Raw genomic sequence first — 20,307 nt, 5'->3', positions numbered from 1 at the left:
AGTAGCTATTGGTAGTAGATTTAAAAAATTATCTTGAAAGAATATTAGTCGAGTTAGGTGCTGCTACAATAAAACACCGTGAGAAAGTCAGTGGATTTTTACTAGACAATGAATGGTTTGGTGTGTCTATAAATCTTGATGATTATACTATTTCTGAAAAAGATGCTGAAGTTCTTAAAAATCATATCAAAGACTATTTAACAACACCTCCTGGAATTAAAAGTATGGAAGCAATCTTTTCTAAAAAATTTCCGTCTACTAGCGAATTATTCAACCAATTTGCTGAAGAAGAAAAGCTGAGTGAAACAAATCGTTTTTATCTACTTGATTTTTTAGCATACTACTTAACAAAAGATTTGTTTCTATATAGTGATGCTGAAGTGGAGACCTTAGTAGAAGTAGCAACAGAAGTTCTCACAAAATATCTAGGTGATAATCTCATTCAATTTATTAAATGGCTACTCAATAAAGGTGTTACTCGTTATCGAGTAAGTTTCGAAATGACGAAGCGTTACACGATTGAGAGTGCAAATGGAGCGTATGAATTAGATGAATACCTTGAATTAATGTACTACCTATTCAACGAGGACTACATCATAAAAAATGATATGTTTTGTAAAGCAGCAAATTCAAAAAACTATGCAGATACATGGTTGTATCTAGGGTTACATTTTTTTTGCGCACTAAGATCAACAGACTTGGAAAGATTAGGACATCCTAAATTAACAAGAGAACCATTAGAAGTTTTAGAAGCAGTAGTAGATGGAACTTGGAGTAGTAGTGAAGCTAGAAGGACCTTACTAAGTATTACAACAAGATTGACTTATTTAAACTTAACACCTAATAAAACAAAAAACGCTTCTAACGTTACTCAGCTAAAGTTTCACGTCCCAGAAAGTTGTCAGGTTCTTATTGGAACGTTATTGGCTATCTGTGAAGCACATTTTCAACTTCAAATACCATACAATGCAGAAAACCCATTGATCAGACGAATTAAAACTTATGAGAAGATTACTAGTTATATGGGGGAGGAAATCGGAAATTTATTTTTAGAGCGTAACTTTAGTAGTCGTTCTGCAAACAAGTCTTACTTACAATCTGTCGCAATGTTAGCAGATGACGTTCTTGAAGAAAAGTCAGAACTGAATATTAAAGGTTATTTTTTAGCAGCATTAGCTCGTAGCCATAAAGGTAATTTTAATGAATTTGCGCAAACTACAACAACGTATCTAAAAGATGCCCAACTTGGACAACTAAAACCTGAAATGGTTGCAAAAGAACTATTTGAGCGAGGCGTATTATCCATGATTCCGTCTATGCTCTTGACCATTGTAACTAGAGGAAAGTATAAACAATTAAGTCCAAGCCAACAAACTCAAATGATTAAAAGTTTAGATCTAACACCAGTAGAAATTGAGAAAACGTTAGAATTGAGCATTAGGGCTGATTTGCGTTCTCAACAAGCTTTAAAAACTCTAGTTGAAAACAACGTTGAACCTGAACAATTACTGACAATCTGTCATCGAATTGGCAACGGAGAGGCTTTCTCTAAGCAGGGAGAAAGTATGTGTCTCTTATCTGCGTTAGGGAAACTATGCCCCTATGATGACCGTCAACATTGTGTAGGTTGCCAGTATGAATTGCAGACAAAATCTACTTTGCTTTTGTTAATCGGTGAGTTTAATCGGCTTAACAAGCAATACTCTAAACTAACAAATGACCTTGAGAGAGGTAAAGTTAGAGCAATTTTAGAAAAACAGATTAAACCATGCCTTACAGAAATGTTAGAAGCTTTATCAGAACAATATGGTGAAGCTGTATTGTCTGATTATGAGGATATTATTGAGGAGTTAGTCAGTTGAATAATCAATCAAAATTATTTCGTAAAGTAAATGAAATTATCCTGTTTGATGATAATATGATTGAAAGCGCAAAAGAATGTTTTCAAGATTATGTTGAAAAAGGGATTATATTAACCACCAATTTTGAAGAGAATAAATGGATTACAACTAATGAATATTCTAATGTAAGCTTCATTTTTAACTTGAATAAATTCCGATATAAAAGATTTTATGAACAAGTATTTCAATTATCTTTTGATGATTTTCTTACCTACTTAAAGAGTTTTTTAGTGCTATCTATGGAGCATCATGTTTTGATTTCACTTCAAACATTTTTAAGAGACATAAAGCGCTTGATCAAAGAAACAAGCTGGGATATAGATTTCAATGTGGAACATATTAAGATTTACAATCCCTCAATATGTATAGACTTTCTTTCTACACTACCATGTTTAGAGGATAATGAATTAACCCAATTGATTGAACAACTAGATGAACTTTTAACTGTAAGTTATCAACTGAACACTAAAAAACAACGAAAGTTAGCTCAATTTCAATCCTATTTTCTATTTAATGATATTTTAAACGACTATTGGGTTAAACCATTATCAGATGAAGAAAGATTGTTTTACTACCCTCTTTACTTATGGTGGCAAATAACAGCAGTAGTACCACTTAGACCAAGGGAATTTTTACTTACTCAAAGAAATTGTCTTACAGAAAAAGACGGAAATTATTACTTAACTCTCAGACGAAATAACTTAAAAGGAAAAGACAAGGGAGTATCCCATAAAATTTCAGAGGATTATTATTTAACGACTTACGAAGTACCATTTAAGCTTGCGAGTGAGATTCTAAATTATCTAGAACTAACTAAAGACTTATCATCTACACAGTTAGATACCCTTTTTGTGACAGACTCACATTATCGAAAATGGAAACGCGTTACTGGTACTAAAAATCGCTTTTTGACTTATAGTAACTTAAATACCATTTTAAAATATTTCTTTAATGAGATTGTTTCTCAACAGTATGGATATTTTGTCCATCATATCAACTTCCCAAATAAATTGGATGAACATGAGATTAATTTTATTCATATTGGAGATACTAGACACATTGCAATGATCAATCTGATAGCAGAAGGGGCTAGTCCTGTAACAGCAATGCTCTTAGCTGGACATGATAGTGTCACAACATCCTCACATTATTTTTCAAATCTGAGTCAGTTTATTGAATGTAGGAGCTATCAGCTTTATCGTAAATTAACAAACTCTCAAACGTCTTACGCTATTAGTAAAACCCAACATAAATACACCGTTAATAAAAACTATGTTTCTCTTGATAATAAAGGTAGATGTTATTCACCTCGATTTGCGGAAGGTGATTATTCAGACTGCCTTAAAGTCATTAGCTCACATGCAGAGCTTGGTGCTTGCACTAGTTGTCCATTTTACAGAAAAGCTGGAAAAGATTATTTCTCTATGGATAAAAAATTTAAGAAATCAATAGATGAGGAAGCTTTAATTGTAGATGAGGCAATAAAAAGAGTTCGACAAGGAAAGGGAAATTTAGAAGATATTGGTGAAGCGTTATTAAAACTTAAAGCCGTTAGTCATTCTTATCAAGAATATCTAACTGAAAAACAATTATCCTTGCAGGAGTTCTCAAATGGCGAGAAAGAAATATATTGATGACCAAGAATTGCTATTGTTATTTGAACATTATTTACTAGAATATTGTTCGAATAATCCTAGATTATTCAAAATTCCACAGTTTGGAAATTACCTTAGAAACAACGGATTTCCACAAGTTGCAGACACAACAATTAGAAGAAATAAAGAGTTTAGACAAGCCCTTAATGATAAACTGGAACTATTTGAGGACGACACCTATCAAACAGTTATAACATATAAAACTCTAGATGTAGAACGTTTCTTAATGACTAATAAAACCCCTAAAGCCATCAAATCAGCATTGATGGAGCTTAACAATTATTATAAAAGAGTTGTTGATGCAGCAGTAGAATATAAGGATGAAGCTAGTAAGCTTAAAACAAGAATTTCTGAGTTAAAAAATGAGGTGGCAAAACTTAATGAGAAAAATGCCGAAATTAAGGAACAGACGGCATTAAACAAAGAATTATTAGATGAAAACAAAAAGTTAAGAAATCTTCTTAAAAGCAGTTTGTATCCTGGGATTGCAAATGAATTATTAAAAGAAGAAGGCTTATTAAAATCTGATCAGCAACTAGTAACTAAGAAGTATCTTAGTGAGAATGTTATTACTTCAGACACAAAAATATCTTTTGAAAAGCATACTCATACTGAAGAGCAAACAAGCAAAAGTAAGATTTTGGAAATTAAAGACTTACTGGATAACAAGACTAAGTATTAGGAGGAGAAAATGTCAGACTTAATCACTGAATTTCCAGCCTTATTGAACTATTGGGACTTTGACAAGAATATCAAAATAGATGTAGAAAAAATAACAATTACCGGTAAAAAACACATTAACTGGAAATGTCCTACCTGTTCTTATGAATGGAAAGCAAGTACATCAAAATCTTATAAGAATATTCAAAATCATTCAAAAATCTGTCCTGTATGTGAACTTGGAAAACTGTTCATAAAAGGGGTAAACTCTATATCTGCAAGGATTCCTAACTTTCTAAGGTACATAAACTTTCATTATGAAAATATAGAAACCATTCAGGAAGAGATTGATAATTTATCTTTTTCTTCAAAGAGGTTATTTCACTTCAAATGTCCTACCTGTCATGTTGGTTGGAAAGATGTAGCAAACACTTCTAAATTAATCAATAAACATAATCAAGAGCTTGTTCATGTCGGATGTAATGAAAGTACACATTTTGTACCTTACACTAAAGCATACCCTAATCTTTGGAAAATTTATCTTCCAGGGGAGCAAAACGATGTAGAGTTTAATGATTTGAAGTTAAGTGACAATGTTACAATCCCTAGAAATTGGAAATGCGACAAATGTGACCATATCTTTAAGTTGTCTATTGATCAGCTAATTTCAAGAATCAAAAGATATAGTTTCTATTGTACTAACTGTAAAGCTACATTCGATACCCCAATTAAAGTGAAAGCCAACCCCCTATTACATACAGATAGAAATCTTTTTAAGCAATTTATTCCAACTCATGTAAAAAGTAATATGATTGATAGTTTATCCGACATCTTAGTAAGATGGCAGTGTTTTAAATGTCATGGTCAATATGAATGTAGTGTTGTCAAAAGGCATCTTGAAGGCTGCCCTTATTGTGATAATAAATTGATGTTAAAAGGATATAATACTTTACAAGAAACTCATCCTTATTTAGAGAAATTTTGGGATAAAAGTAATGATAAACCTATTTCTGAATATTGGTATAAGTCTTCTAAATGCATAAATTGGAAATGCCCTTGCTGCAAAGTCAGTTTTTATTGTAGTCCAATTGAAATGATTTCAAGAACCGACTTAGAGAATAGTAATTTTCAAACTTGTCCTAATCGTTGTGATTGGTATACACTTGTTTTTAACAATGATATACTCTATAATTTCCCAAAATTACAGGAAGAATGGAGCGATAAAAATGGATTGCCTGTTCATTTAGCATTGAGCCACATTGAAACAAAAAAATATTGGTGGAAGTGTTCTGTTTGTCAAGGTGAATACCTTTGTTCAATTCCAATAAGAAAAGAAGTAATAGATAGCTGTCCATATTGTAATGATGAACAAGCATTAAAAGGTTATAATACAATTGCAGATACTTATCCTGAGTTGTGTGACCTTTGGAGTAGCAAGAATGTAGAAAAACCTGATGAGGTGACGAAATCGTCAGAAACCGAGAATAAAATATTTAATTGGATTTGTGATTGTTGTGATTTAGAATTTCAGGAGAGATTAGGGATTGTTCTAGGTGTGTTTACAAACAATAACTCTAATAGTCTCAACTCTATATGTCCTTACTGTAATAAAAAAATTCCTAAACCAAACGAAACACTAAGCTATGTTAAACCGTACTTAAACAATGAATGGGTAAAAGAACTGAATGGTGATATTGATACCTTCTTTTATGATTCAAATGCTTTAACCAATTGGATTTGTCGAAAATGTCACAGAAGTTTTAAAGCAAAAATTTCTGAACGCCACAAAAACGACCAATGTTGTCCATATTGTTCTTTTAAGAAGACTGCAAAAGGTTATAATGATCTTGAAACAACACATCCTTGGTTAATTAAAGAATGGTCATCATTAAATAAACAAGAAATGTCTTCAGTAAGGGCAAATTCAACATATAATGCATGGTGGAAATGCCCTGTATGTACTGGAGAATATCAGCAAGTTATTAAAGAAAAATTTTACAGAGAAATTTCTTGTCCATACTGTAGAAATCAAAAAGTATTAAAAGGATTTAACGATCTAGCGACCACACACCCTTGGTTGATTAAGGAATGGTCAGCTTTAAATGATAGAGAATCATGCTCAATTATGTGTAATTCGACTTATAGAGCGTGGTGGAAATGCAATGTATGTAAAGGAAGAATATCAACAAACTGTTAAGAAAAAAATTCTGATGAAAGAATCTTGTCCATATTGTCAAAATAATAAGGTATTAAAAGGATTTAACGACTTAGAAACAACTCATAAACATTTAATGAACGAATGGGACTATCTTAATAATATTCTTTTAGCAGATCCAACTGAAATCAATGAAAAATATCAACAAACTGTATGGTGGATTTGTAAAGAAAACTCAAATCATCGATATAAACTTAAAATTAATGGAAAAATTAAATATGAAAAGCGCTCATTAATAAGCTGCCCAATTTGCAAAGGTTTGAGAAGAAAACAGGAGCATTTTGTTAGATTAAAGATGTAATAGAATATTAAAATCAAACAAGCTAAAAACAACTCTAAAGATCATTAAATTGATATTGGAGTGTTTTTTATTGCAAAAATGTACATTTGAAAAATTTTTAGTTTTCACTTAAATAAAGTACATTGTACAGAAGATGAACAGCTTTAAAAATTTCCAGTGTTCACTTAAATAAAGTACATAATTGAGTGTAATTGGCTTAAAAAAATTTTTTGGTTACGATCTATCTTCAAAAATTTTTTTCAGTTAACCCAAATAAACCCTATAACATCTTTCCGAAAAACTATAATTTTCTTGAAAAATATATCTGGCTATGCTATACTACTAGTATAGAAAGATTTGGAGAAAAACATGAAACGCGAGATCTTATTAGAACGGATTGATAAACTCAAACAAGTCATGCCCTGGTATGTATTGGAATATTATCAATCGAAACTGGCCGTTCCCTACAGTTTTACAACCTTGTACGAATACTTAAAGGAATACGATCGATTTTTCACCTGGGTCTTAGAATCTGGTATATCGGATGCTGACACCATGGCCGAGATCCCTTTAGACGTTCTGGAACACATGACCAAGAAAGACATGGAATCCTTTATTCTTTACTTACGCGAACGTCCTTTGCTTAATGCTAACACAACTAAAAATGGAGTTTCTCAAACGACAATAAACCGTACCCTTTCTGCACTATCTAGTCTCTATAAGTATTTGACCGAGGAGGTTGAGAATGAGCAAGGGGAACCTTATTTCTACCGTAACGTCATGAAGAAGGTTGCTACCAAGAAAAAGAAAGAAACCTTGGCTGCGCGAGCCGAAAATATCAAACAAAAACTCTTTTTAGGAGATGAAACAGAAGGTTTTCTTAACTATATCGACCAGGAGTACCCTCAAACACTCTCAAATCGCGCCCTATCCTCCTTTAATAAGAATAAAGAGCGAGATTTAGCCATTATAGCACTCCTTCTTGCTTCTGGTGTCCGTCTCTCTGAAGCCGTTAACCTAGACCTTCGTGACCTCAATCTTAAGATGATGGTGATTGACGTCACTCGAAAAGGTGGAAAACGAGACTCTGTCAATGTTGCTGCCTTTGCTAAGCCTTATCTAGAGCAATATCTTGCTATTCGAGACAAACGTTACAAGACAGAAAAGACTGATACAGCTCTATTCTTAACCTTGTATCGAGGTGTTCCAAACCGGATTGATGCTTCTAGCGTTGAAAAAATGGTGGCCAAGTATTCAGAAGACTTCAAAGTCCGCGTGACGCCCCATAAACTACGCCATACATTAGCAACGCGTCTCTATGATGCAACCAAATCACAGGTTTTGGTCAGCCACCAGCTGGGACATGCCAGCACACAAGTTACCGACTTGTATACGCATATCGTTAATGATGAACAGAAAAATGCCTTGGATAGTTTATAAAATTACATAACGTAAATTATGTAAATGATTTTTATGTTAGAAAAAGAGCGTAGATTTTTATATGGAATCTTACGCTCTTTTATTATTCTATAAAAATTCAATCCAATAATTTCTGTGTGGCTCAATTATAACTGGTTTTCCCCAAAATGATTTTAGATAAGCCAGGTTTGCAGGGGTGACAGGTCTTTTTTCACTATTATACTTTTCTGCACTTTCTTTCGTTAAAAAGCATTTAACTGCTTCATATGGTGTTCCGTCACTCGCTATTCGATCAATTCCTAAATAAGCAATTTCATCACCGGCCTTCGGAAAATCTGTAAATAGTTTACCAATAAAATAAACCGTCTTATCTTTCATTAATTCATAAGCTTTACTATTTTCCAATCTGTTATTCGCTGCAGCGTACATGATACAAAAGCTATCCACGATATCTTTCAAAGGCATTAATTCTTCTTTGCTAACGATTATTTCCTCAGGAGCAAGACCACCAATGATTAAGTTTTTATAATAAGGTTGCTGGATGACGTTATCTAAAGCCATTCCTAATGGTAGTTTGACAGCTTGATAGCCTAATGGTTCTAGCGCTTGCTTTTTCTGGTCAAGGTGTTCTTGTGTAATACTGACATACAAATCATATGGACTTGAAGATTGTTGCTTTCTAAAAAAAGCCACGACTATACGATCTAACTGTTCAAATAGACCAAGATTTTCCACTGGAACTCTCATCATCGAATATAATCCCCTTTTGTGTTCAGATTTCCTCTATATTGTACACTCATAGTTTTCGAATATCAAGAAAAGAGACCATGTCATGAACGAACTTTCGTTTTATTACGATATCATCTACCAAGCATAATTTTTCTCACCGCAGGTAGCCATGGCTGCTAATAATTCCTCTGGTGTCAGTTTCTTCAAGCCTCCATAGGTTGGATCCTGTACATGTGTATCGGGATCTAGATAATAGATTGATGAGATGTCCTTGCCATCTGCTGTCAATTCATAGCCTACTCCAATCACATTATGTTCCCCACTTTTTCCAGGATAGATTTGTGCTACATTGAAGGTGTAATAGAGAGGATATCCATCATCAATATCTTTGCGCACACGTTCTTTAAAGAGACGGATATCTTCCGAATCTGGACGTGCATCTGTTACAGTAACCAATCGATAGCCTGCTTGATTTCCACTTGGTTCCGGATAGCCAAATAGATTCTGATTCAAGACGCGAATGGCATCTCGATTATGAGTCCCATAGGGATTATAAGTCCCCATTTCCTTAGCCAATTGATGTTGAGAGACGCTAACCCCTCGACTAGCCAGCATCATATGGACTGTCGCCGGTGCACAGAAATACCATTCTTCTTGAAGCTTTAGAGGAATAGGCAATAGTTTTCGGATCCCTTGATTCACTTTACTAGATGATTCTTGCTCGGGCGATTGAGAAGGTTGCGTATTCTCTTTCATTGAAGCTTGTTCCTGTTTTGAAGATGGCAAAGTTTGCTGAGTTCCGGCTTCCGTACTGCCTTCCTTAATTTTTAATCGCTCTGCTACCTCTGCTGGCATTTGAGGATTAGGTTCTGTACGCTCCTTTGTTTTTACACTAACTGTTGTTGATGAAGAGGATGTGACCTTACGAGTGCTGGAAGAACTTGTTTGGCTTTCTTTTTGTGTCGCTGTACAGCCAGATAAACCAAGCAAAGTCAGAAGTACAAGGAATAAATGAACTTTTCTCATGATTTTTCTCCTTTCTACCATTCTTGATAGCGCATTACGGAGTTTTCATTTCGATAGATTTCACCTTTTGGAATCTCACTATCCTTCTTTTTGAATTGAACCCATAGAATCCCTTTATCCGATAGTAAAATGGGGCCATGATCATATAAATAATGAATCCGATGCCTTAAATCCCACAAATAATATTGAGATTTAACACGCTCCTCACTTCTTCTTTCTCCCATATATGTGAAATAAATATTGCGATATATGGAGGTTTCTGCCTGTGAAGTAGAAAATATCTTTTTATGGTTTTTATTTTCGAAGGTAAACGAAGCATCTTTATTATTTGCAACCAAGTATAGAAGATTGTGCCCATTCGTCATTAAATCGACATAATAGCGTTGATCATCCTTTGTTTGATCTATAACTTTTTTCTGCCCATCATTTAAGGAGTAGGCTACAATTTTTGTAGTTAAAGCTGTGTTATCAATTTGTACATAATACAAGTGATCTTTAAAGACAGTCGGAAAACCGCTATTTTCTGATTCAATCGTCTGATGAACCCTGGTTCAAGGTCAACTTCTTCAATCTGATATAGGCTATCGCCTACTTCATAATTTATAAAGAGTTTCTGGTTGGATCGAGCTACTTGAGTAACTGGAACCGTTCCGATAGGTCTCCTATCGATCAGTGTCGTTAAAGATTTGTCCTTTATCTTCCAAAGATAGTAAATCCCTGTTTGATTGAGTTGATCATACTCTTCAAAAACAACAATATCATGATCAACATAGCTGACAGCTACATGAGTCAGATTAGATGTCTTTTCAACATCTTTTATCTTATGAAATTCCTTGGTATGTAAATTCATACTGGCAAGATAATTCTGATCATCATGTCCTTGGTCAACAGCCTCGCCATAGGCAATCCCATCATTTGACAGTGCGGTAGGTGTAAAGATTTTCCCATCTGGATAAGGGATAGAAATAGAATTTTTTAATAAATCTTCTGCCTTTCTTTCCTCGAACCCTATTTTCCTGGATACATTGGCACTACCGGATGGAGATTTTTTTTGTGGACCTACAAGTGTGCAAGCTGATAAGAGAATGATAATACCAAGGATGATAAAACTGAAAAATTTTTGTTCGAATGAATCTTTCTTCATCAGCCTATACCTCCTGAATAGCTATAAAAGATAATCTAGAAGATCCTACCATTCTTCAACCATGGACTAGTTGAGCCTTATCACTTCGTCAGCTTTTTCCCATATTACTGGATTATGGGTTGCAATAATGATTATACGCTCTTGATTCTTTAACATTAAGAGCAAGTCCATCACCTCTTGTGAGGTTTCTGGATCCAGTGCTGCAGTTAGTTCATCTGCCAAAATTAAAGGTGGATCTTTTAAAATAACTTTAGCTAATGCGACACGTTGCGCCTCTCCCCCCGATAATTCATAAATCTTTTGATCCAGAGCAAGGTAAGCCAATCCTACTTTTTTGAGCACTTCTTCCTCTTGCTGCTTCTTCTCTTTTTTCGTTAATTTTTGCCCAATCAATCCCAAATCTAAATTTGTAGCGATAGTCTCGTTTTCAAGTAGGCCAAAGTTTTGGAAGAGATAACCTAATTCACGCTTAAAGAAGTGATGCTGTTTGATTTGTTTCAGTTCTTGCCCTTGATAGTTTATACTCCCTTCTTCATAAGGCTCTATCTTCGCCAAGATATTGAGCAAGGTTGTTTTACCACACCCACTATTTCCGATCAGAGCATAGACCTTACCTTCTGTAAATTGCAAGCTCAAATCTTGAAAGACCGTTCGTTGGCCAAATGATTTGGTTAAATGTTCTACGCTAATCATATTAGGCTCCTTTCAGTACAGTGGCTAACAAGTGCTCTTCTTTATGAGACCGGTACAGGAGAATGAACCAAGCATTAGTAATAAATAGCAAGAGAGTGACAAGAGCAATCCACCATTCCGAAGTGAGAATGAATACAAGGAAGCTTCCTAATAGTAAGAGGACACTTTCTGAGAGCAAAATCGTTTGGTGAATGTTTACAAATCCCAGACCTGCAATCTTCTTCAAGAAGATTGGTCTTCTAAACTCTTCAAAATATAGGAAATTCATAGTGTTAAAAAGAAGAACAGAGGTTGCTATACCAAAGACTCCTCCTGCAATCGCCATGAGATTTTCTATTTGTATGTTTTGGGCCATTTGCTGGTAAACGTCCACTGCATAGTCGTACTGACTAACACTTTTTTCAAGATCATACTCAGCGACTAGCTTCTTACTATTCTGAAGCCCATTAAAATAAAGGTAGGAATCTAGGTGGGTGAAATATGGATTCTCATAGCCTCCAAAACTTTCAGGTTGTATAACCACTAAGACAGGATCTGTAAAGAATTGCTTATAGCTGATTGGTGTGTTGTTGTAGATAAAGCGTTTTTGATGATTCGGAATATACGTTACCTGCGCCTTCATTGATAAGGTGATATTTCCTTGATCATCTCGAGGAGATAGATAATCTTCATATCGTTTGATCATCTCCTCTTCTCGACCTTTTAATTTTTCCGGAAGTAACAGACCAAATTCCCCTGCTTGTAAGTGATTTAAGTGATCTTTTTCTTCAGGAGAAACTGGAACACCTTGGATTTCGAGGTAATTTGGAGTTACATAGAGAGTTCGTGCAAGAGGATCGTAATCTGTGATTGAAAACTCTTTACCTGTACTAGGATCCGTCATAACTCCTTTTGAACTAAAAGATACGAGATTATGATAAGCTAAAAGACCACCATTTTCAATACCAGACTCGATGAGCTTGGACCATTTCTCCCTATTTTCCTTCAGCCTCTCTTTACTGGTAATCTGATTGCCATATTCTCGACTTGTACTAATTTGGACCCAATTCGACTGTTTTGACCAAGCCTCACTTCCCTCTTGGTAGGTTTGCCAGACTGATCCATAAATACTGATTCGATGAACTGCAAGGCCAATTAGTGCCACAGCGAGAAATTGACAAATAAAGAGGAAAACCAATATGCGCTTCAATGGAACCTTCCCTTTTAAAAGGGGGACTAAATGAATCGTTTGAATACTATATGCAAAGAGGAAGGATAAGAAAACAGACAAAATTAGTAAAATCCCATTGTAAATAATACTACTGAAAATGACGATGGAATAGGAAAAAGGTGTCAATTGAAAGCAATAAATCAGAACAGCACCCATTATACTTGCGCCAATACATCCCAAAAGCAACTCTATACTATCATCTTTTAGAGAATGTCCGAAAAGTTGCAAGCGTCTCATTCCTGAAATATATCGAATCCCAGCACTTCTCATTTCTTGTGTTTTTTGAATAATCGTAAAAGAGCTAAAACTAATGATAAAAATGACTAAGGCAAGTGATTGTGAACCTGAGCCAAAAAAGGCAATAAAGGTCAGCAGAAGATTCGGTTTCTCAATAAAAGTTTGTGAGAAACCAAGAGTATGAAGCGTTTGATCCAGCTTTTCAGTTTCCAATTCACCTGTTAATACATAATAATTCGTTAGCAGGCTTTCTTTGGTAGCCAGTTCTTTCTTCTCTCTTTTAATCCCAAGAGGAAGTTTTCCCTCTCCGTAGATTTCATAGGTGAAAACAACCTGCCCCTTAGAGTCTGTTCTTTGTATCTGACGGGCAATTATACTATGATTTTCCCTTGCCAAGCGGTCTAAACTGGAAGATAAGTCTTCATATGTGACGCTCTTATCTTGTCTTACCACACCTACTACCGGAAGACTGCGGTGGATAAGCGTATTTGGAGAAATAAAGGCAATCCAAATCAAAAAGCTAGAGATGAAAAGGTTTGATAAAATAATAAAGACACGTTTCATATCATCACACTTTCTAAAGCATCAAAGGTAAATATTATTCAGCTAGTCAATCAATTTCCTTGTTTAGTGATTGCTGAGTATTTAAAATTTTATTTATACTTTTGTAAACGAATACATTTCTCCACCTTTACTATACTACAAAATCCTTAGTAAAACAATAATTTCTATGTGAAACTAGTTTCAAAAAAGAGATCCGCTACTGCGAATCTCTTTTGACTTTATTCCACCACTGCCTCAGCAATTTCTTCTGCAGTGATACCTGCAAAGTAACGACCTAGATTAATGGTTTGAAGGGCTTTGAGGACGTCTTCACGTTCGTATTTAACGCCACGAAGAACATCTTCTACTGCTGCAACATCTTCGATACCAAAGAAGTCACCGTAAATCTTGATATCTTGAATTTTTGATTCAATGACATTAGCGAAGATTTCCACCTTACCGCTTGTGAATTTTGTGCCACGACGGACATTGAATTCAGGAGACTTCCCATAGTTCCAATCCCAGGTACCGAACTTGGTTTCCTTGATACGATTGATTTCAGCCAATTCTTCATCCGAGAAGACATATTCTGTCATCTCAGGGTATTCTTTCTTCATGTAGTCCAAAAGTAGGTCACGGAACTCTTCAACCGTGATTTTTTCTGGCAACTCATCGATGATATTGGTCACACGAGCGCGAACGGATTTAACCCCTTTAGACTCAAACTTGTCTTTAGACACCTTGAGAGCATTAGCAAGGACTGACAAATCCACATCAAAGAGAAGGCAACCATGGTGCATAATCCGACCATTGATGTAAGCTTGGGCATTCCCACAGAATTTCTTACCATCAATTTCCAAATCGTTACGACCCGTAAATTCAGCCTTAACACCAAGTTGAGCCAAAGTGTTGATCACGGGAGTCGAGAAGCTCTTGAAGTCAAAGGCCTTGTTTTCATCTTCTTTTGAAATGATGGTGTAGTTAAGGTTGTTCAAATCGTGATAAACAGCCCCACCACCACTGATTCGGCGAACCACTTCAATCCCATGCTCCCGAACATAGTCACGGTTGATTTCTTCGATGGTATTTTGGTGACGACCAACGATAATCGAAGGTTTGTTAATCCAAAGAAGGAAGATTTGATCTTCATCCAAGAGGTGCTTAAAAGCATACTCTTCTAAAGCAATATTAAAAGCAGTATCATTTGAATAATTAATAATGTATTTCATAGTAATTCCAAAAATTCGTTTTATAAATCCTACTCATAGTAAGATAAGCATTAGACAGAAATAGTTGAATTTCACTTGAATTTTCTGAAGTAGTAAAAAGAAGGGAGTGGGACAGAACTTCGCTAGTAAAAAAAGTTCGTATTCCCACCCCCGCACAGTTGATTAGGTATCTTTGAAGCTTGTCCAGCGAACAAAGATACCAAACAACCACTGCGTCTGACTAATCCTTCCAAACATTTCTTCGATAAGGAAAATTATTTATTAAGCCATTTCTCGGAAAAATTGAGACAAGTGGCTCAATTTTTAGGCATGGAACTCTAAAAGAGGTCGCTGCCGTCCGTACTACTTTAAGAAAATTTAGTTGAAAGAATAATATTATTTCTTCTTAGGTGAGTGAACAGCCAAGCCAAGTACATCCGCAAAAGCTTCGTACATCACTTCTGAGAAGGTTGGGTGACCATGAATGGTCTTGAGCATTTCTTCTACAGTGATTTCCATCTCAATGATGGTTGAAGCTTCGTTGATCAATTCAGCAGCAGCTGGACCAATGATGTGAACCCCAAGAACTTCACCGTATTTCTTGTCTGCAATGACTTTAACAAATCCTTGAGCCGCATCTGATGCAATGGCACGACCGTTCGCCGCAAAGTTAAACTTACCGATTTGAACATCGTATTTCTCACGAGCTTGTTCTTCTGTCAAACCAACAGCCGCAACTTCAGGAAGGGTGTAGATGGCTGCAGGAGTCAAGTTCAATTTGGCAACAGCATGATTTCCCTTAAGAGCATTTTCAGCCGCAACTTCTCCCATACGGAAGGCAGCGTGAGCCAACATCTTGGTACCGTTGATATCGCCTGGTGCATAGATACCTGGAACAGACGTTTCCATGTATTCATTGACCTTGATCCGTCCACGATCCAATTCAAATTCAACATCTCCGATACCTTCAAGGTCTGGAACACGACCGATTGAAAGAAGGGCTTTATTCGCGATGATATCATCTTTACCTTCAACCTTGATACGGAGTTTTCCATCTTCCTCAATGATTTCTTGCAATTTCGTATCCGTCAAGATGGTCATACCCTTACGTTCAAGGATCAAACGAAGGTTCTTAGATACTTCCGCATCCATAGCTGGAACGATACGGTCCATCATTTCGATAACAGTAACTTTTGACCCAAAGGTCATGAAGGCTTGACCAAGTTCGATACCAACAACACCACCACCAATGATCACGAGGCTTTCTGGCACTTCGTTCATTTCAAGGATATCATCACTGGTCATGACAAGGGATGATTCCATACCAGGAACGTTAATCTTGCTAACTTTTGAACCACCGGCAAGGATGATTTTCTTCGTTTCAAGCAATTCAGAACCATTGACCAAGACATTCTTATCTTTGGTGATGGTACCGATTCCTTTATGAACATCCACTCCGTAGCTACGAAGAAGTCCTGCAACCCCACCAACAAGGGTATTTACGACCTTGTTCTTGGTTTCAAGAACCTTGTCCATATCCACTGTGAAGTTAGGATTTTCAATCACAATACCACGGTTAGCAGCATGACCTATATTTTCAATGATTTCAGCGTTGTGGAGGTAAGTCTTAGTTGGGATACATCCGCGGTTCAAGCACGTTCCACCAAGTTCAGATTTCTCAACGAGAGCAACCTTACCACCTAATTGAGCTGCCTTAATAGCAGATACGTAACCAGCAGGACCCCCACCGATTACTACGATATCATAAGCGTCATCGCTCTTATTGTCATCGTTTGAAGCACTTGCTGCAGCTGGTGCTGGACTCGCTTCTGGTGCTGCTGCTCCGGCTGTTGGGATATTTTCCCCTTCTTCACCAAGGTAACCGATTACTTCTGTTACAGGAACAGTTTCTCCGTCCCCTTTCAGGATAGCGATCAAGTAACCGTCTTCTTCTGCTTCCAATTCCATGCTGACTTTGTCTGTCATGATTTCAAGGAGAACTTCTCCTTCTTTTACAAATTCGCCGACTTTTTTATTCCACTGAACGATTTGTCCTTCGGTCATATCTACGCCGGCTTTTGGCATAATTACTTCTAAGGCCATTTTATTTCCCTCTTTTTCTTGTTTCTATTCTCTCTCGTTGATTAGACCAACATTGAAATCGGGTCTTTAATCAAGGCTTTCAAGTCTTTCATGAATTTGGCACCAGCCATCCCATCGACAACACGGTGGTCAATGGTCAAGCCCAAGCTCATGATTGGACGAATGACAATTTCACCATTCACAACAACTGGTTTTTCAACCGTTGCACTAACCCCTAGGATAGCAGAGTTTGGTTGGTTGATAATCGGTCCAAATGATTGAACGCCAAACATTCCTAAGTTACTGATGGTAAAGGTCGAGTTTTGCAATTCACTTGGAGCAAGCTTACCATCCAAGGTACGTCCGATAACGTCCTTGAAGGCTACGACCAACTCAGACAAGGTCATCTTTTCAGCATTGTAGACAACTGGTGTCATAAGACCATTATCCATACCAACAGCCATCGCAAGATTAACGTAGTTGTGGGTGATAATTGTTTTACCATCTTCTGTCAATGAAGCGTTGATATATGGATGTTTCATAAGAGTTTTGACAACCGCAAGTGAAAGCAAATCTGTAACAGTGATTTTCTTACCTGTTGCTTCCATAATTGGATCAAGAACTTTCTTACGAAGGGCAAGCAATTCAGACATATCTACATCGTAGTTAAGCGTGAAGGTTGGAGCAGTTAAGTATGACTCAACCATACGTTGAGCAATAACCTTACGCATAGGAGTCATCGGTATACGCTCGATTTCTCCATAAGGTGTCACGTTATCTGGAACTTCTTCCACTTTCTCAATTTGAGCAGGTGATTTAATCGTATCGTTTTCGATATTTTCAGGAAGGAAGGCTAAAACATCCTTCTTCATAATCTTACCACGATGACCAGTTCCTTGGATTTCTTGCCAAGCAATATTATGCTCTAGTGCAATTCGTTTTGCAAGTGGTGAAATGCGAACCACATTTGTTTCTTTATAGGTTTCCACGTCTTCTTTGTGGACACGACCGTTTGCGCCTGAACCAGAAACATCATAGAGGTTGATTCCAAGATCATCCGCTAATTTTCTAGCCGCAGGAGTCGCTCTTAGCTTATCATCAGCCATGACCTCTCCTATTCTATTTATGATGCAAAGGGCGTTTAAAAGCGACCGAAAAATAGGAAATCAACGCAGACTTCGATGAAGTCAAGTAGATTTATCTTTTTTCCGAGCTTTTAGCCCGTGCTCTAATCTAAGATATTAAGGACGCAGAGAACTTTGTACCTAAAAAGATACAAAGTTTCCTGGTCTAATTCAAATGATATTACATAATTTACGTTATGTATTATTCTTTGTTATATGTTTTACGAATGGCATCTTTGATGCTTTCAACTGTTGGGATCATTGCATTTTCAAGGTTTTGTGCGTAAGGCATTGGCACATCTTCCCCCGCACAACGGCGGATTGGTGCATCCAAGTAATCAAATGCTTCTGATTCAGAGATAATAGCTGAAATTTCTCCGATATAGCCACTTGTTTTGTGGGCATCATTGACAAGGACTACTTTTCCTGTCTTCTTGACAGAGTTAATGATGATCTCTTTATCAAGTGGAACCAAGGTACGTGGGTCTACTACTTCTACTGAGATACCTTCTTCTGCTAATTCTTCAGCAGCTTGCATCACGCGACGAAGCATTTTTCCGTAGGTTACGACAGTGACGTCAGTTCCTTCACGTTTGATTTCTCCGACACCAAGTGGAATTGTGTAGTCTGGATCAACTGGCACTTCCCCTTTTTGGTTGAATTCTGATTTGTACTCAAGAATGATAACGGGGTTGTTATCACGGATTGATGACTTGAGCAGTCCCTTCATATCCGCTGGCGTACCAGGAGCAACAACTTTCAAACCAGGAATATGAGTAAACCATGATTCCAAAGATTGGGAGTGTTGAGCTGCAGATCCAACTCCATTACCAGCAGCACAGCGAATGGTCATCGGTACTTGCCCTTTACCACCAAACATGTAGCGAGTTTTAGCAGCTTGGTTGACAATAGCATCCATGGCAATTACTGAGAAATCCATGAAGGTCATATCAACGATTGGGCGAAGTCCGGTCATGGCTGCACCTGCTGCTGCACCTGAAATCGCAGCCTCAGAAATCGGACAGTCACGGACACGTTCTGGACCAAACTCTTCCAGCATCCCTACAGAAGTACCGAAGTCTCCACCGAAAACTCCGACATCTTCTCCCATCAACAATACATTTTCGTCGCGACGCATTTCCTCAGACATAGCAAGGATAATGGTATCGCGGAAAGACATTAATTTAGTTTCCATAATTCTCTACTCCCCCTTAGTCTGCGTAAATATCTTCGAAAGCTGATTCGAGTGGTGGGAATGGGCTTTCTTCCGCAAATTTCACTGAAGCTTCAACTGCTTTTTTCACTTCTTCTTGGATCTGATCCAATTCTTCTGCGCTTGCAATTTCATTTTCAAGGAGGTACTTGCGAAGGTTTTCGATCGGATCTTTCTTCTTCCATTCTTCGACTTCTTCACGTGTCCGGTATTTACCAGGGTCAGATGAAGAGTGACCGAGCCAACGATAAGTGACACTTTCAATCAAGACAGGTCCTTTTCCAGAGTGGACGTGTTCAACAGCTTTTTGGAAGCCTTCATAGACATCAATAACGTTGTTCCCGTCAGGAATAAACATTCCAGGAATGCCGTATGCAGCACTACGCTCATGGATATGTTTGACATTGGTCATCTTCTTGATGTCGGCAGAGATTCCGTAACCATTATTGATACAGTAGAAAATTACCGGAAGATTCCAAATAGAAGCCATATTCACTGCTTCGTGGAAGACACCTTCGTTGGTTGCGCCATCACCAAAGAAGCAGACAACAATCTTACCAGTCTTTTTCATTTGTTGTGTAAGGGCTGCACCTACGGCAATTCCCATACCTCCACCGACGATCCCGTTGGCACCAAGGTTACCTGCATCCAGGTCGGCGATGTGCATTGATCCACCCTTCCCTTTACAAGTACCGGTATACTTACCAAGGATTTCGGCCATCATGCCATTCAAATCGATTCCTTTAGCAATGGCTTGTCCGTGTCCACGGTGGTTAGATGTCAGCAAATCATCATCGTTCAAAGCCAACATCGCTCCGACGTTAGCCGCTTCTTCCCCAACAGAAAAGTGCGTCATTCCTGGCACTTTCCCTTTTTTTACTAACTGTGCAATTTTTAAGTCCATGCGACGGATTTCTTCCATTTTACGGAACATTTCCAATAAGAGACTTTTGTCTAATGTTGCCATC

17 protein-coding genes are annotated in these 20,307 nt (G+C 37.1%); 6 read left to right on the top strand and 11 right to left on the bottom strand.

What is annotated here, in order from left to right:
* The first annotated feature begins 8 nt into the window (after positions 1-8).
* The 6 genes from O3605_RS00350 (at position 9) to xerS (ending at position 8,151) form a co-directional block, all read left to right on the top strand.
* Positions 9-1,862: a hypothetical protein gene (locus O3605_RS00350; protein WP_155199036.1), complete on the top strand. Its 1,854-nt coding sequence runs from the start codon at positions 9-11 to the stop codon at positions 1,860-1,862.
* Positions 1,859-3,535 (top strand): hypothetical protein, encoded by a 1,677-nt coding sequence (locus O3605_RS00345; RefSeq protein ID WP_155199037.1) that lies wholly within the window; start codon positions 1,859-1,861, stop codon positions 3,533-3,535. The genes O3605_RS00350 and O3605_RS00345 overlap by 4 nt, the downstream gene beginning before the upstream one ends.
* On the top strand, positions 3,513-4,238 hold the full coding sequence (locus tag O3605_RS00340; RefSeq protein WP_155199038.1) for an MreC domain-containing protein: 726 nt from the start codon (positions 3,513-3,515) through the stop codon (positions 4,236-4,238). Before O3605_RS00345 ends, O3605_RS00340 begins: the two co-directional genes overlap by 23 nt.
* 9 nt (positions 4,239-4,247) lie before the next feature.
* Positions 4,248-6,413, top strand: a complete 2,166-nt coding sequence (locus tag O3605_RS00335; protein ID WP_371585033.1) for a zinc-ribbon domain-containing protein — start codon at positions 4,248-4,250, stop codon at positions 6,411-6,413.
* Complete coding sequence (locus O3605_RS00330) at positions 6,379-6,732, top strand: zinc-ribbon domain-containing protein (protein ID WP_371585032.1); 354 nt, start codon at positions 6,379-6,381, stop codon at positions 6,730-6,732. Before O3605_RS00335 ends, O3605_RS00330 begins: the two co-directional genes overlap by 35 nt.
* 348 nt (positions 6,733-7,080) lie before the next feature.
* Positions 7,081-8,151, top strand: coding sequence for a tyrosine recombinase XerS (gene xerS, locus O3605_RS00325; protein WP_003001539.1), 1,071 nt, complete (start codon positions 7,081-7,083; stop codon positions 8,149-8,151).
* 87 nt (positions 8,152-8,238) lie between these two features.
* Here xerS and O3605_RS00320 read toward each other — a convergent pair whose 3' ends face one another.
* From O3605_RS00320 to O3605_RS00270, 11 genes are all read right to left on the bottom strand, one after another.
* A complete protein-coding gene (locus tag O3605_RS00320) occupies positions 8,239-8,880 on the bottom strand; it encodes a hypothetical protein (protein WP_049497858.1) in 642 nt (213 codons plus the stop codon).
* Between the two features lie 114 nt (positions 8,881-8,994).
* Positions 8,995-9,885 carry a C39 family peptidase gene (locus O3605_RS00315; protein ID WP_049497859.1) on the bottom strand — a complete coding sequence of 297 codons (891 nt, stop codon included), beginning with the start codon at positions 9,883-9,885 and terminating at the stop codon, positions 8,995-8,997.
* Positions 9,886-9,899: 14 nt separating this feature from the next.
* Entirely contained in the window at positions 9,900-10,373 is a 474-nt protein-coding gene (locus tag O3605_RS00310; RefSeq protein WP_371585031.1) for a hypothetical protein, read from the bottom strand.
* Complete coding sequence (locus O3605_RS00305) at positions 10,340-11,029, bottom strand: hypothetical protein (protein WP_371585030.1); 690 nt, start codon at positions 11,027-11,029, stop codon at positions 10,340-10,342. Before O3605_RS00305 ends, O3605_RS00310 begins: the two co-directional genes overlap by 34 nt.
* 66 nt (positions 11,030-11,095) lie before the next feature.
* Positions 11,096-11,722 carry a putative bacteriocin export ABC transporter gene (locus tag O3605_RS00300; protein ID WP_049497861.1) on the bottom strand — a complete coding sequence of 209 codons (627 nt, stop codon included), beginning with the start codon at positions 11,720-11,722 and terminating at the stop codon, positions 11,096-11,098.
* Between the two features lies 1 nt (position 11,723).
* The gene (locus O3605_RS00295) at positions 11,724-13,733 is read right to left on the bottom strand and encodes a DUF1430 domain-containing protein (protein ID WP_070505540.1); all 2,010 of its coding nucleotides are present in this window, start codon (positions 13,731-13,733) and stop codon (positions 11,724-11,726) included.
* A 218-nt stretch (positions 13,734-13,951) separates the two neighbouring features.
* Positions 13,952-14,941 (bottom strand): lipoate--protein ligase, encoded by a 990-nt coding sequence (gene lplA, locus O3605_RS00290; protein ID WP_371585029.1) that lies wholly within the window; start codon positions 14,939-14,941, stop codon positions 13,952-13,954.
* Positions 14,942-15,316: 375 nt separating this feature from the next.
* On the bottom strand, positions 15,317-17,023 hold the full coding sequence (lpdA, locus tag O3605_RS00285) for a dihydrolipoyl dehydrogenase (protein WP_049497863.1): 1,707 nt from the start codon (positions 17,021-17,023) through the stop codon (positions 15,317-15,319).
* 41 nt (positions 17,024-17,064) lie between these two features.
* Positions 17,065-18,108, bottom strand: a complete 1,044-nt coding sequence (locus O3605_RS00280) for a dihydrolipoamide acetyltransferase (RefSeq protein ID WP_371585028.1) — start codon at positions 18,106-18,108, stop codon at positions 17,065-17,067.
* Between the two features lie 220 nt (positions 18,109-18,328).
* Positions 18,329-19,321 carry an alpha-ketoacid dehydrogenase subunit beta gene (locus O3605_RS00275; RefSeq protein ID WP_003011072.1) on the bottom strand — a complete coding sequence of 331 codons (993 nt, stop codon included), beginning with the start codon at positions 19,319-19,321 and terminating at the stop codon, positions 18,329-18,331.
* Between the two features lie 16 nt (positions 19,322-19,337).
* Positions 19,338-20,306, bottom strand: coding sequence for a thiamine pyrophosphate-dependent dehydrogenase E1 component subunit alpha (locus O3605_RS00270; protein WP_371585111.1), 969 nt, complete (start codon positions 20,304-20,306; stop codon positions 19,338-19,340).
* Position 20,307 lies beyond the last annotated feature (1 nt).

This window comes from Streptococcus sp. 27098_8_99 (assembly GCF_041431935.1).
Lineage (GTDB): Bacteria > Bacillota > Bacilli > Lactobacillales > Streptococcaceae > Streptococcus > Streptococcus parasanguinis_D.
The sequence above is the reverse complement of the archived record's forward strand: the minus strand, read 5'-3'. Positions and strand labels throughout refer to the sequence as shown.